General features: G+C 69.7%; 10 protein-coding genes. 7 read left to right on the plus strand and 3 right to left on the minus strand.

The window, feature by feature from the left end:
- The first annotated feature begins 4 nt into the window (after window positions 1–4).
- From OCQ_RS14615 to OCQ_RS14645, 7 genes are all read left to right on the plus strand, one after another.
- Window positions 5–748: a gluconate 2-dehydrogenase subunit 3 family protein gene (locus tag OCQ_RS14615; protein WP_008257600.1), complete on the plus strand. Its 744-nt coding sequence runs from the start codon at window positions 5–7 to the stop codon at window positions 746–748.
- Window positions 748–2,445: a GMC family oxidoreductase gene (locus OCQ_RS14620; protein WP_008257601.1), complete on the plus strand. Its 1,698-nt coding sequence runs from the start codon at window positions 748–750 to the stop codon at window positions 2,443–2,445. The genes OCQ_RS14615 and OCQ_RS14620 overlap by 1 nt, the downstream gene beginning before the upstream one ends.
- The gene (locus OCQ_RS14625; RefSeq protein WP_008257603.1) at window positions 2,438–4,228 is read left to right on the plus strand and encodes a glycoside hydrolase family 15 protein; all 1,791 of its coding nucleotides are present in this window, start codon (window positions 2,438–2,440) and stop codon (window positions 4,226–4,228) included. The genes OCQ_RS14620 and OCQ_RS14625 overlap by 8 nt, the downstream gene beginning before the upstream one ends.
- A gap of 33 nt (window positions 4,229–4,261) precedes the next feature.
- Entirely contained in the window at window positions 4,262–5,278 is a 1,017-nt protein-coding gene (locus tag OCQ_RS14630) for an SDR family oxidoreductase (protein WP_014380313.1), read from the plus strand.
- The gene (locus OCQ_RS14635) at window positions 5,275–6,393 is read left to right on the plus strand and encodes an enolase C-terminal domain-like protein (RefSeq protein ID WP_051019787.1); all 1,119 of its coding nucleotides are present in this window, start codon (window positions 5,275–5,277) and stop codon (window positions 6,391–6,393) included. The genes OCQ_RS14630 and OCQ_RS14635 overlap by 4 nt, the downstream gene beginning before the upstream one ends.
- Window positions 6,394–6,483: 90 nt before the next feature.
- Window positions 6,484–7,170: a PAS and ANTAR domain-containing protein gene (locus tag OCQ_RS14640; RefSeq protein ID WP_179960077.1), complete on the plus strand. Its 687-nt coding sequence runs from the start codon at window positions 6,484–6,486 to the stop codon at window positions 7,168–7,170.
- Window positions 7,171–7,193: 23 nt separating this feature from the next.
- Window positions 7,194–9,011 carry an ABC-F family ATP-binding cassette domain-containing protein gene (locus tag OCQ_RS14645; RefSeq protein WP_014385088.1) on the plus strand — a complete coding sequence of 606 codons (1,818 nt, stop codon included), beginning with the start codon at window positions 7,194–7,196 and terminating at the stop codon, window positions 9,009–9,011.
- A 104-nt stretch (window positions 9,012–9,115) separates the two neighbouring features.
- On the opposite strand, the gene OCQ_RS14650 is transcribed toward OCQ_RS14645, so the two are convergent.
- The 3 genes from OCQ_RS14650 to OCQ_RS14660 all read right to left on the minus strand — a co-directional run bounded on the left by OCQ_RS14650 (window position 9,116) and on the right by OCQ_RS14660 (window position 14,788).
- Complete coding sequence (locus OCQ_RS14650; RefSeq protein ID WP_014385089.1) at window positions 9,116–10,408, minus strand: HNH endonuclease signature motif containing protein; 1,293 nt, start codon at window positions 10,406–10,408, stop codon at window positions 9,116–9,118.
- A gap of 56 nt (window positions 10,409–10,464) precedes the next feature.
- Window positions 10,465–11,526, minus strand: coding sequence for a type III polyketide synthase (locus tag OCQ_RS14655; protein ID WP_008257608.1), 1,062 nt, complete (start codon window positions 11,524–11,526; stop codon window positions 10,465–10,467).
- A 160-nt stretch (window positions 11,527–11,686) separates the two neighbouring features.
- Window positions 11,687–14,788, minus strand: a complete 3,102-nt coding sequence (locus OCQ_RS14660; RefSeq protein WP_014385090.1) for a type I polyketide synthase — start codon at window positions 14,786–14,788, stop codon at window positions 11,687–11,689.

Genomic DNA, 14,788 nt, shown 5'->3' on the forward strand with positions numbered 1-14,788 from the left:
TGAGATGGCTGACACCTCACGCCCCGACCACCTGCCCAACCTGCGCCCCCACGGCAAGCCGCCGCACCCGTCCTGGCTGCCCAAGCAGCGCCGCGGCACCACACCCCAGATGATCGGGCGCTACCCCGATTTCGACGTGCTGGAAACCGCCGGCACCTGGGACGAGGCCACCAGGAAAGTCGTGCTGGCCCGGCTCGAACCTCCCGGCCCCCTGCGGTTTTTCACCGCAGAGGAGGAGCCGTGCCTGCGCGCGTTCTGCGACACGGTGCTCGCGCAGGACGCCGAGCCGCGCGTCCCGGCGGCCGAATCGGTCGACTCCAAGCTCGCCGACGGGCGCCTCGACGGCTACCAGTACGCGGACATGCCCGACGACCGCGACACGTGGCGGTTGGTGCTGCGCGGGCTCGACGAGACCGCCGCCAGATACGGCGCATCCTCCTTCGCCGCCGCCGGGACCGAAACCCGCGAACAGATCGTCGGGCAGTTCTCGCAGGGCGAGCTGGAGGGCGGCGCCTGGGAGAACCTGAACGTCAAGCGCGCCTGGTCGGTGTGCATGCGAATGACGCTGTCCGGCTTCTACTCCCACCCGTGGGCCTGGAACGAGATCGGGTTCGGCGGCCCCGCCTACCCGCGCGGATTCATGCGCCTGGGCGGCGCCACCGGGCCCGACGCCGCGCGCGAACCGTACGAGATGCCCGGCGCCACCGACGAAGACCCCGTGCAGGTCGTGCAGAACGGTGAGTTGTGATGGGCGACTTCTGGCGGGGCCTGCTCAAGGGGGCCGTCGGCCCGAAGGACAACGAGTCGCGGTTCCTGCTCGACGTGCACTCGCGCGACCTGCCCGGCGAAAAGACCATGCGCCGCTACCGCGACGACGACGAGGTCGACCTGGTGGTCGTCGGGGCCGGCGCCGGCGGCTCGGTGCTGGCGCAGCGGCTGGCGCGCGCCGGCTGGCGGGTCGTGATCCTCGAGGCCGGCCCTTTCTGGCACCCCGACGAGGACTGGGTGTCCGACGAGGCCGGCTCCCACGCGCTGTACTGGACCCAGAAGCGCATCATCGGCGGTGACGACCCAATTGAGCTGGGCAAGAACAACTCCGGGCGCGGGGTGGGCGGCTCCATGGTGCACTACGCCGGCTACACCCCGCGGTTCCACCCCAGCGATTTCGCGACCCGCACCCTCGACGGGGTGGGCGCCGACTGGCCCCTGCGCTACGAGGACATCCGACCCCACTACGAGCAGGTCGAGCTCGAGTTGCCGGTGGCCGGCCAGAATTGGCCGTGGGGCGACCCGCATCGCTATCCCTTTGCCCCGCATCCCATTTCGGGGGCGGCAGCCAAAATCTGGCGGGGCGCGCTCAAGCTCGGTATTGAGATGCGGGTGGGGCCTGTGGGCATCGTCAACGGCACGTTCGGCAACCGCCCGCACTGCATCTACCGCGGCTACTGCCTGCAGGGCTGCAAGGTCAACGCCAAGGCCAGCCCGTACGTCACGCACCTTCCCGACGCGCTGGCCCACGACGTGGAGATCCGCGCCAACTGCATGGCCTCGCGCGTCGAACTCGACGAGACGGGCGCGGCGCGGGGTGTGGTCTACTACGACGAGGTGGGCGGCAAAGAACGGTTGCAGCGCGCCAAAGTTGTTGCCGTAGCTGGGTATTCGATCGAAACACCGCGCCTGTTGTTGAACTCGGTGAGCGAGCGCTTTCCGAACGGGTTGGGCAACAACGACGATCAGGTCGGGCGCTACGTGATGGTGCAGGGCGCCACCCAGTCCGCGGGCCGCTGGTCCGAGGAGGTCCGGATGTACAAGGCGCCTCCCCCGGAGGTGACCTCCGAACAGTTCTACGAGACCGACCTCTCTCGCGGGTTCGCCCGCGGGTTCTCCATCCAGACGGTGTCGCCCATGCCCATCGGCTGGGCCGAACACGTGATGGCGGACGGGCACTGGGGCCGCGCCCTGCGCGAGTACATGCGCGACTACAACCACTGGGCGACCGTCGGCGTGCTCAACGAGTTGTTACCGCTGCCGGACAATCGGGTGACGCTGGCCGAAGAGAAGGACCCGTACGGCATCCCGGTCGCCCGGTTCGACTACACGCTCTGCGACAACGACAAGGCCAACATGGCCTACTCCACCAAGGTGATCGGCGACATCCTGCACGCCGCCGACGCCCAGGACGTGCTGACCATCGAGCGCTTCGCCCACCTGATCGGCGGCGCCCGCATGGGCACCGGGCCACAGAATTCGGTGGTCGACTCCGATCACCGGGTCTGGGGCATGCCGAACCTGTTTCTCGCCGACGGCTCGGTGTGCCCCACCCAGGGTTCCGCCAATCCCGCGCTGACGATCATGGCGTTGGCCTCGCGGCTCGCCGAACGAATGGCCACCGGAAAGATCGATACCGGCGTGGGGCGGGGGTCGAAGGCTGGAGCCCGTGGCTGACCTGAAGATCGACACCGCGACCACCTTCGCCCCCCGCGTGCTGCGCGAGTACGCGCTGCTCGCAGACGGCGAGCGGGGCGCGCTGATCGGACCGCAGGGCGACGTGGCGTGGATGTGCGCGCCGCACTGGGATTCCGACGCCGTCTTCTCCAATCTCATTGGCGGCGGCGGGGTTTACGCCGTCACCCCGACCGACGTGCGGCACGTCTGGGGCGGCTACTACGAACCGGGCAGCCTGATCTGGCGCAACCGGTGGACCACCCGCGACGGCATCGTGGAATGCCGTGACGCGCTGGCCTTTCCGGGCGACCCGGACCGGGCGGTGCTGCTGCGGCGGCTCACCGGCTGCCGCGGGACGGCGCGGGTGCGGGTGCTGCTGGCGCCGAGTGCGGGATTCGGCCGGCACGGCCCCGGCAAGGCGACCGTTCATGACCGGGTGTGGAGCGCCCGCTCGGGGCCGCTGCGCTGGCGCTGGCAGGCCGGTTGCGACGCGCGCCCCGTCCGGGCCGCCCAGGAGAAGGGCGAGTTGCTCACCTGTGAGATCACACTCGAGGAGGGCCAGCACCACGACCTGGTGCTCGAACTGTCGGAACACGCACTGCCCGACCAGCCCCCGGACCCCGACCTGGCCTGGGAGGCCACCCCCGCGGCCTGGCAGCGCAGTGTGCCCGAGCTGAGCTGCACCATCGCTCCCCGCGACGGGCGCAGCTCCTACGCCGTGCTGCGGGGACTGACCAGCAGCGGCGGCGGCATGGTCGCCGCCGCCACCATGAGCCTGCCCGAACGCGCGCACTCCAACCAGAATTACGACTACCGCTATTCCTGGATCCGCGACCAGGTGTACGCGGGCATGGCCGCCGCCGCCGTCGGCACGACCGAGCTGCTCGACCGGGCGGTGGAGTTCATCAGCGCCCGGCTGCTCGAGGACGGCCCGAACCTCAAGCCCGCCTACACCATCACCGGCGGCGCCGTGCCCGGGGAGGAAACGCTCGACCTGCCCGGCTATCCCGGCGGCGCCGACAAGATCGGCAACTGGGTCAATCAGCAATTCCAGCTGGATGCCTTCGGCGAGGCACTCCAGCTGCTGGCCAAGGCGGGCGCCGCCGACCGACTCGATGCCGACGGCTGGCGCGCGGCGCAGACCGCGATCAAGGCCATCGAAAAGCGTTGGCGCGAACCGGATGCGGGCGTCTGGGAGATCGACAACGAGCGCTGGACGCAGTCACGTCTGGCCTGCGTGGGGGGGTTACGCGCCGTCGCGAAACTGGCCGGCGCCGGACCCGAGGTGGCTGCGTGCGCTCCGCTGGCCGACGCGATCCTCGCCGAGACCGCATCGGAAAGCCTGCACCCGCACGGGTATTGGCAACGCAGCCCCGGGCAGAAGGGGGTCGACGCATCGCTGCTGCTGCCGCCGGTGCGCGGGGCCGTGCCCGCCGACGACCCGCGGACCATCGCCACGCTGGACGCCGTTCGCCGGGAACTCGCCGACGACGGGTTCGTCTACCGCTTCCGGCACGACGAACGCGACCTCGGCGACGCCGAGGGAGCGTTCCTGCTCTGCGGGTTCATGATGGCGCTGGCCGAACACCAACAGGGCCATGCCCATTGCGCGATGCGGTGGTTCGAGCGCAACCGCACCGCCTGCGGGCCGCCGGGCCTGTTCTGCGAGGAATACGACGTGCAGCAGCGCCAGCTCCGCGGCAACCTCCCACAGGCATTCGCGCACGCGCTGATGCTGGAATGCACCGCCACCCTCACCGACGACGCCGCCCACCATGACTGATCGGGTGCCCGACACCGAGCGAAAGGGATTGCGATGACTCAGACAGTGGTGATCACGGGAGCCAGCGCCGGCATCGGGCGCGCCACCGCGAAGGAGTTCGGGCAGCGCGGCGCGAACGTCGCCCTGCTCGCCCGCGGCGCCGCCGGGCTGGAAGGCGCGGCCCGTGACGTCGAGAACGGCGGCGGCAAAGCCCTGGCCATCCCGACCGACGTGGCCGACCACGCGGCCGTCGTCGCCGCCGCCGACGAGGCCGAAGCCGCATTCGGTCCCATCGACGTGTGGGTCAACGTCGCGTTCACCTCGGTGTTCGCGCCGTTCACCGAGATCAGCCCCGAGGAGTTCAAACGCGTGACCGAGGTGTCCTACCTCGGCTACGTGCACGGCACCATGGCCGCGCTGGCCAAGATGCGCCCCCGCGACCGCGGCACCATCGTGCAGGTCGGCTCCGCGCTCGGGCAACGATCCATCCCGCTCCAATCGGCCTACTGCGGAGCCAAACACGCCATCAACGGGTTCACCGAGTCGGTGCGCTGCGAGCTGCTTCACGAGGGCTCGAAGGTGCGGATCACCGTGGTGCAGATGCCCGCGGTCAACACCCCGCAGTTCTCGTGGGTGCTGTCCCGGCTGCCCCGCCACCCCCAACCGGTGCCGCCGATCTATCAGCCCGAGGTCGCCGCCCGCGGCGTGCTGTACGCCGCGGATCACCCAGGGCGCAAACAGTATTGGGTCGGCGACTCCACCATGGTGACGCTGCTGGCGCAGAAGTTCGTCGCGCCGCTGCTGGACCGCTACCTCGGCCGCACCGGATACGACTCGCAGCAGACCGAGGAGCACGTCAGCGCCGGCCGGCCCCACAACCTCTGGGAACCGCTCGACTCGCAACCCGGCAGCGATCACGGCGCCCGCGGCGAATTCGACGACGAGTCGCACACCCACAGCCCGCAGCTGTGGGCGTCGCAGCACCCGGTCGTCAGCGGCACCGGCGCGCTGGGCGCCGCGGGTGTGGGCGCGTGGCTCGCGGCGCGCGCCGGCCGCCGGTGGGCGCGATGACGACCGCCGCCCGGCTCGACACGACCATCGACGAGGTCAGCGCGCAGGTCTACAAGATCCCCACCGACGCACCGGAAGCCGACGGGACCCTGGCCTGGTCGTCGACCACGCTGGTGCTGGCCGAGGTGTCGGCCGGAGGCGAGCGCGGAATCGGCTACACCTATGGCGACGGCGCCTGCGGCAAGCTGATCACCGGGCCGCTGGCCGGCACGCTCACCGGGCACAACGCCGTCGACATCCCCGCCCGGTGGGAGTCGATGGTCAAGGCGATGCGCAACAACGGGCGGCCGGGGTTGGTGTCGTGCGCGATTTCGGCGATCGACACCGCGCTGTGGGACCTCAAGGGCAAGCTGCTGGCGCTGCCGGTGTGCCGACTGCTCGGCATGGCGCATCCCGCGGTGCCGATCTACGGCAGCGGCGGCTTCACCACGTATGACGAACGCACCACCCGCGCCCAGCTCGAACGCTGGGTCGACGAGTGGCAGATCCCGCGCGTCAAAATCAAGATCGGCGAGTCATGGGGCTCCGACGAGCGTCGCGATCTTGATCGAATAGCCTTGGCACGCAAGGTGATAGGGCCCGGCACCGAACTCTACGTCGACGCCAACGGAGCCTACCAACGCAAGCAGGCGATCCGGGTGGCCCACGCCATGGCCGATCATGACGTCACGTGGTTCGAAGAACCCGTCTCCTCGGACGACCTGGCCGGGCTCCGCGAGGTGCGCGACCAGGTGACCCCGGACGTCACCGCCGGCGAATACGGCTATGACCTGGCCTATTTCCACCGAATGCTGGCCGCCGGCGCGGTCGACTGCCTGCAGATCGACGTCACCCGCTGCGGGGGCATCACCGACTGGGTGCGCGCCGCCGCCGTGGCCGCCGCCCGCAACGTGGACGTCTCCGGGCACTGCGCCCCCAACCTGCACGCCCACGTCGCCACCGCCATCCCGAATCTGCGGCACCTGGAGTACTTCCACGATCACCACCGCATCGAGCACATGCTCTTCGAGGGCGCGCTCGCCCCCGAGGGCGGCGCCCTGCGGCCGGATCAACACCGGCCCGGGTTCGGCCTGGAGTTCAAGCACAGCGACGCCGAGCGGTACCGGGTGGCCTGAGAACCCCGCCGCTGCCGGCAGGCATGGACGGGGCAAAAAACGGGAACCGATACGCCAGGGTTTTCACAAACGGAAATGGAGCAAGGCGCGATGAAAGTGAACTCGGACGACGAAACCGTGGAGCGCCACGAGGCGCTCATGCGTGACGTCGTCGAGGAGCGCGACCTCAGCGCGGTCGACTCGGTGCTCGGTCTCGGCGATCCGCAGCGCGTCGGCCGGTTCCGGTTCTTTCTGGACGGCCATCGCTGGGAATGGTCGGACGCGGTGGCGCGCATGCACGGCTACAAGCCCGGACAGGTGCAGCCCACCACGGAACTGTTGCTGCAACACAAGCATCCCGAGGACCGCGAACGGGTGGCCGCCGTGCTGGAGCGGGTGATTAAGGGGAAGCCGTTCAGCAGCCGACACCGCATCATCGACACCGCCGGGCGCACCCACTGCGTCGTCGTCGCCGGGGATCGGATGGTCGACGACGCCGGTGCGCTGGCCGGCACGTCCGGCTTCTACGTCGACGTCACCGACTCGCTGCACACCGACATCACCAACGTGCTGTCGGCGGTCGCCGACGCCCGAGCCCGCATCGAGCAGGCCAAGGGCGTGCTGATGGTCACCTACGGCATTTCCGCCGAGCGGGCGTTCGACATCCTGGTGTGGCGTTCCCAGGAGTCCAACCTCAAGGTGCGCGACGTCGCCGGCCGCTTCCTGGACGCCGTGGCCAGCAAGGCGTCAGCGGAAACGCAAAGCCATGTGGACCAGGCGCTGCTGACGCTGGAATAGCACGCGCCAGTAGGGTCGGGCCGGTGGCGCACCTACTCGGAGCCGAGGCCGTACACCTCGAATACCCGACCCGGGTGGTGTTCGGGTCGATCACGCTCGGGGTCAACGACGGCGCGCGAATCGGCATCGTCGGGCGCAACGGCGACGGCAAGTCCAGCCTGCTGCGGCTGCTCACCGGCCAGCAACAGCCCGACTCCGGCCGGGTCACCCGGCGCAGCGGGCTGCGGGTCGGCGCGCTAAGCCAGGCCGACACCCTGGACCCCGACCACACCGTGGGGTGGACCCTGGTCGGCGACGCCGCCGAACACCAGTGGGCCGGCGACCCGCGGGTCCGCGACGTGGTCACCGGGCTGGTCTCCGACATCGCTTGGGACGCAACGGTTGCCACGCTCTCCGGTGGGCAGCGCCGGCGGGTGCAGCTGGCCAGGTTGCTGGTGGGCGAATGGGACGTCATCGCGCTCGACGAGCCCACCAACCACCTGGACATCGAGGGGATCACCTGGCTGGCCGGCCACCTGAAGGGGCGCTGGGCGCGCAACACCGGCGGGCTGCTGCTCGTCACCCACGACCGCTGGTTCCTCGATGAGGTCGCCACCACGACGTGGGAGGTGCACGACGGGATCGTCGAGCCGTTCGACGGCGGGTACGCGGCCTACGTGCTGCAGCGCGTCGAGCGAGACCGGATGGCCGCCGCCGCCGAAGCCAAGCGGCAGAACCTGATGCGCAAGGAGCTGGCGTGGCTGCGTCGCGGCGCCCCGGCGCGGACCTCCAAGCCCAAGTTCCGGATCGAGGCCGCCAACCAGCTGATCGCCGACGTGCCGCCGCTGCGTGACACCGTCGAGTTGGCCAAGTTGGCGAGCGCCCGGCTCGGCAAGGACGTGATCGATCTGCTCGACGTGTCGGTCTCGTTTGGCGGCCGGCCGGTGCTGCGCGACGTCGAGTGGCGGATCGCCCCGGGCGAGCGCACCGGCATCGTCGGGGCCAACGGCGCCGGGAAGTCCACGCTGCTGGGGTTGATCGACGGCACGATCGCGCCCGATGCCGGCCGCGTCAAACGCGGCAAGACGGTGCGGCTGGCGGTCCTCGACCAACAGGGCGACGCGCTGGGCGCGGTCGACGACGACCGGATCGCCGACGTGCTGGGCCGGCTGCCCGGCGCCTACCAGGTCGACGGCCGTGAGGTGACCCCGGCCCAGCTGCTCGAGCGGCTCGGCTTCGGACGCGGCCAGCTGTCCGCCCGCGTGGCGGATCTCTCCGGCGGCGAGCGTCGGCGGCTGCAGCTGATGCTCACGTTGCTGTCCGAGCCCAACGTGTTGCTGCTCGACGAGCCGACCAACGACGTGGACACCGACACGCTGGCGGCAATGGAGGATCTGCTCGACTCCTGGGCGGGAACGCTGATCGTCGTCTCGCACGACCGCTATCTGCTGGAGCGGGTCACCGATCAGCAGTACGCGGTGCTCGACGGCCGGTTGCGGCACCTGCCCGGCGGCGTCGACGAGTACCTGCGGCTGGCCGAGCGGCGGCAGGACGGGGCGGGCACCGAAGAGGCGCGGCCGGCGCAGGCTTCGCGGTCGGCGCAGGAGTCGCAGCCGTCGCAGGCGTCGCGGCCCGCGATGTCGGGCGCCCAGCGCCGCGCCGCCGAGAAAGAAGTAGCCTCCCTCGACCGCCAGCTCGCGCGGCTGGCGGACCGGATCGAGGACAAACACCACGAACTCGCCGCCCACGACCAGTCCGACCATGTCGGCATCACCCGGCTCACGCAGGAGCTGCGCGCGCTCGAAGACGAGGTCGCCGCGACCGAGAGCCGTTGGCTGGAGCTTTCGGAATTGCTCGAATAGCGGTGAGCGGCTACAGCTTTCGTGATGCGGTGTAGGTGTGCGACCTGGTGGTGCGAACGAATTTCGTTATGCACCAACGTGTTTGATCGCTAGCACTGGCCGGGCTAGTTGTTTGTCGGTGGTGGTTGGGGTTGGAAGGGGTCATACCACCACCAGTCGGCGCGTTCCCCGGTAGGTCCCGGACACGGCGGCACCGCGGGCGGGGGTCGGGTGGGTGGGTGTGCCAGTGAGCCCGGGCTCAGTACCCGGCCGGCGTCGTCGGTCACGGTCAGGGCGTCTGCGGGTCCGGTGAGGGTGATAACGCCCCGGTGATGCAACCGGTGGTGATAGGGGCAGACCAGCACCAGGTTGGCCAACTCCGTGGGGCCACCGTCCTCCCAGTGCCACAGGTGATGCGCGTGCAGGCCCCGGGTGGCCCCGCAGCCGGGCACCGCGCACGTGCGGTCGCGATATTCCAGCGCGCGGCGAAGCCGCCGATTGATCACCCGCGTCACCCGCCCGGCCCCAATAACCTGCCCGTCGCGTTCGAACCAGACCTCACAGGTGGCATCGCAGGTCAACAAGCGGCGTTCGGCATCCGAGAGCAGCGGACCCAGATGCAGGGTTGCCACGCGCTGCCCGACGTCGAGGTGGGCCACCACGGTGGTGTGCTGCCCATGCGGGCGACGGGCGGCCTCGGCGTCCCAACCCGCCTCGACCAGCCGCATGAACGCATCGACGGTGCTGGGCAACGGGGGCCGCTGATCGGAAACGCCCGCGCCGTTTGCGTGGTCGTGTTTCCACTCGGCGATCAGCGCCTCACGATGAGACGCCAAAGCGGCGTCGAACTTCGCGGCATCCAAGTGGCCCAGCGTGATCCGATAACAGGCGCCCCACTCAGTGGCGGTCGTAGTGATCGAACGCTCAGGCTCGATCTCGGGCCGAGGTTCGAGCTCGGACTCGGACTCTGACTCGGACCGAGGTTCAGGTTCGGGTCGCGGTTCCAGCTTGACCGCGGTACGCAGCTGATTGACCGTCGCGACCGCGGCCAGCTGCGCGTAATGCTCATCGGATCCCTGCCCGGCGCGCGCCGCGATCACCCCGACCTGATCGGCCGACAGCCGACCCTCCCGCAGGCCGGCGGTGCAGCGCGGGAACTCCTCGAGCCTGCCCGCGATGGTGGCGATCGTGTGCGCGTTGGCCGACGAGCAGCCCAGCTTCCAGGCCACCAACGCCGGCACCGAGCGCGCCCCGGTCACACCACACAATTGGTCACGATCAATCTCGGCGACGATCTCCACAATGCGCCCATCAATCGCATTGCGCTGACCCGCCAACTCCGCCAACTCCCCGAACAGCACCTCAAGACGGTCACTCGCAGTGACCACCACGGCCTCAGCGGACGCGATCGACGACATGCTGTCATCATCACAGCCACCACCGACAACACCGGCCGCCTACGGAAGCGACCCGCTCAGTGCCAGCGCAGCAGCACCAGTTCGGACCCGAAGCCGGGTCCCGTCGCGATCATCAGCCCGGGGCTTCCGCCGGGCGGTGGCTTGGCGATGGTGTCCCGCAGGATGTGCAGCACCGACGCGGACGACAGGTTCGCGATTTCGCCGAGCGAGCGCCAGGTCAGCTCGTGCGCCTCCGGCGGCAGCTCGAGGCACTTGGCGATGGTATTGATGACTTTGGGGCCGCCGGGGTGCGTCACCCAGGCGCCGACGTCGTCCTTGGTCAGCTGGTGCGCGGCGAGGAACCGGCTCACGTCGTCGGCCAGGTACCGGTCGATGACGGCGGGCAGTTCCGGCGACATCACCAGCTGAATGCCGGCCGAGCCGACGTTCCAGCCCATGATGTGCAGCGATTCGGGGTACAGGCGGCTGCGCGAATCGAGGATGTCGGGCCCGGCCGCGCTCAGCTGCTCGGCGCGACGGTCGCCGACGGCGACCACCGCGGCGGCACCATCGCCGAACATCGCGGTCCCGACCAGCCCCGACACCGTCGGGCCGACCGCGGGGAAGGTCAGCGAGCACAGCTCGACCGACACCAGGGCGGCGACGCCGTCGGGGGCGCCACGCAGGTAGTCGTGCAGCCTGCCGACCCCCGCCGCCCCGCCGGCGCAGCCCAGCCCGAACAGCGGCACGCGGCGCACGTCCGGGCGCAGGCCGAGGCGCCCCACGATCCGGGCGTCGAGCGACGGCACCGCGACGCCGGTGACGGTCGTGGTGACGATCGTGTCGATGTCTTGCGGGACGAGCCCCGCCTCGTCGAGGGCGCCGAGCAGCGCGTCGCAGCCAAGTTCCACGGCCTTGTCGATGAAGACCTCATTGGCATCACCGAAGTCGGTCAGCGCGTGGTACCGCTCGAGCGGCAGGACGAAGTGGCGGCTGTTGACCTTGGCGGCGGCGTGCAGACGCCGGACGATCTCTTCGTGTTCCTTCAACGCGGGGAACTCGACGATGTGGTCGGTGATTTCGCGTTGGCTGTACCGATGCGGCGGCAAAGCGCCGAACACACCCGCGATGACGCTCATGCTCTACTCTCTTGATTGCCAACCAACGTGAACACGATTCCGCGTAATGCCGGAAGTTTATTCGGTTGGCTGTGGTCTTGCAAAAGTTTCTGGTATTCAACACATGTCAGATTGACTGCGCGTGGTGTACGCGTAATCATGTCCGCCAGCGGGGAATTCGTCATTCGATTTCGTCGTCTTCCGCCGCATTGAGCGCCATGGCGATTAAATCGTCGGGGCTCAAAGAATCGATATCGTCACCGCTGGGACCGGGTTCATTTGCGTCGCCTTCGGGTGTTTCCGGCACACCGGCGAGTAATAGGAGTTTGTCGAGCAATCCCGTTCTGCGAAGTTCACGCACAGGAATCCTCCTCAGCGCGGACCATAGTTTTTCGTCGTCGGATTCCTCGCGATCGTCATGGAGTAGTTGCCGGCGAAGATGATCGGCCAGCGCGGCCGGGGTCGGGTAGTCGAAGATCACCGTGCGTGACAACGCCGTCCCGGCATGTGTGGTGAGGCGATTGCGCAATTCGACCCCGGTCAGTGAGTCGAACCCGAGGTCGCCGAAGGCGCGGTCGTGGTCGATGGCCTGTCCGCCCGGATATCCCAGCACGGCCGCCGCGTGCTCGCACACCAACCCGAGCAGCACACGCTGCTGTTCGTCGCGCGGCAGGCCGTGCAACCGCTGGGCCAAGTCGGGCGAGCGCGTCACGGCGGCGGGCGCGGCCCCCGATCCCCCCGGCCCGCGCCCGTCGCCGAGCCAAAACCTCTCTCGCGCAAAGCCATACGTCGGCAATTCGACCCGCCGCGCGTTCAGGCCGGCGAAGACGCCCGCCCAGTCGAGGTCGAGTCCGCGGGTGAACAGCTGCCCGGCGGCGGCCAGCGTCGATTCCGTCTCGGGGCGGTCCTTGGGCATGGTGGCCAGCGACGCCGCCCGCTCGGCGCTCAGCGATTGGTCCACGGCGGCCGTCAGCGCCGCGCCCGGTCCCAGCTCGAGGAAAATCGCGGCGCCGCCCGCCTCGGCGGCGCGCACCCCCTCGAAGAAGCGCACCGGCCGGCGCACGTGTTCCACCCAGTACTGCGCCGATCCGTACTCGGCATCGGCCGGCCGCCCGGTCAGGTTCGAGACCAACTCGACTCGGGGGCGCCGCGGTTCGATGCCGGCCGCCACCGCGGAAAACTCGCCCAGCATGGGCTCCATCATTGGCGAATGAAACGCGTGGGAGACCGCCAACCGGTGTACGCGCCGACCGGTTTGCGCCAGCCGATCGGCCAGCGCCGCGACCGGTGTCTGTTCGCCGGAGAGCACCACCGACTGCGGGCCGTTGACCGCCGCGATGCTCACCCCACCGTCCATCAACGCGGCCACCTCGGCCTCGCCGGCGCCGACCGCCACCATCACCCCACCGGCCGGCAGCCGTCCCATCAGCCGGCCGCGGGCCGCCACCAGCCGGGCCGCATCGGGCAGCGACAGCGCCCCGGCCACGCACGCCGCGGTGATCTCCCCCACCGAATGTCCCATCACCACATCCGGTGCGACACCGAAGGATTGCCACAACGCCGCCAGCGCGATCCCCAACGCGAACAATGCCGGCTGGGCAAACTCCGTGCTCTGCAACAACTCCGGGCCCGCGCCCCACATCACCTCGCGCAAGGGCAGCCGCACATGCCCGTCCACCACTTCGACGGCCTCGTCGAAGGCGCGGGCGAACACCTCGAAGCGGTCGTAGAGTTGGCGCCCCATCCCGAGCCACTGCGAACCCTGGCCGGGAAAGACGAACACCGTTTTGCCCGGCGGCATGCCCCGGCCCACCGACACACCCGAATGTGGCTGCCCCGCCGCCAGCGCCGCCAATCCCGTTGCCAACTCCCCACGATCGCCACCCACCACGACCGCGCGATGCTCGAAAGACGCCCGGGTGCTGACCAATGACCAGGCCACGTCGAGGGGGGTGAGATCCTCCCGCTCGGCCAGGTGGTCCGACAGCCGCCGCACCTGGTTGGTGAGCGCGCGTTCGGATCGGGCCGAGAGCACCCACGGCACCGTGAAGCCTGAGTTCGATTGCGCCGCATCGGGTTGGGCGGGAGGCTGTTCCACGACGAGGTGCGCGTTCGTCCCGCCCATGCCGAACGAGGACACCCCGGCCCGCCGCGGGTGGCGCGTGGACGGCCAGGGCACCGCCACGGTATTGACTTGCAGTCCAAGGCGATTCAGATCCACCTCGGGATCTGGGCCGGCATGGTTGAGGCTCGGCGGAATCGTCGAATGGTGGATCGACAGGACGGCCTTGAGCAGACCCGCCACCCCGGCGGCGCCGCCGGCGTGGCCGATGTTGGTCTTCACCGATCCCACCCGAACCGGATCGTGTGCGCGCACGCCGAAAACCTCACCCAGCGCTTGGGCTTCGATCGCGTCACCCACTTTGGTTCCCGTGCCGTGGGCCTCGACGTAGTCGATGTCCGCCGCCTCGAGGCCGGCGTCGGCGAGCGCGCGGCGGATCACGTCGGCCTCGCCACGCGCCGACGGCACGGTCTGGCCGGCCGGGCTGTGCCCGGCGTTGGCGACGGCGCTGCCGCGAATGACGGCGTGGATGCGATCGCCGTCGTCGAGCGCGGCCGGCAGGGGCTTCAGCAGCACCAGCCCCGCGCCCTCACCGCGCACGTAACCGTCGGCGCGCCGATCGAAAGCGTAGGTGTGGCCGGACACCGACACGGCGCCGAATTCCCGTTCCAGCATGGCGATTTCGTCGGCCAGGTTGAGGTGAACCCCGCCCGCGATGGCCAGCGACGACTGCCCGGTCCGCACGCTTTCGCATCCGAGGTGCACCGCCACCAGGGACGAGGACTGGCCGGAGTCGACGGTCATGCTGGGCCCCTGCAGCCCGAAGGCATACGAGATCCGGTTGGCGATCATCGCCCGGCTGATGCCGGTGAACGTGTGGTGGTCGAGGTTGTCGGCGAGGTCGCGCAGGGTCAGCGCGGCGTAGTCATCCGTCATCACCCCGAGGTACACCGAAACCGGTTCTGTCCGCAGTGTGTCGGGAACGATGAATGCGTTCTCGAACAGCTCCCAGGTCAGTTCGAGGGCCAGCCGTTGCCTCGGGTCCATCGCGCACGCCTCGCGCGGCGACAGGTTGAAGAAGTCGGCGTCGAATTGCTGTGCCTCCCCGGCGAATTGGGTGTTCTCCCGCCCGTCGCGGATGAGCCGCCACAAGGCCTCGGGGCCGGCCGCTCCGGGGAACTTGCACGCCAGCCCGATGATCGCTACGTCTGTCGAGGCCAA

This window comes from Mycobacterium paraintracellulare, assembly GCF_000276825.1.
In the GTDB taxonomy this organism is placed as follows: Bacteria; Actinomycetota; Actinomycetes; order Mycobacteriales; family Mycobacteriaceae; genus Mycobacterium; species Mycobacterium intracellulare.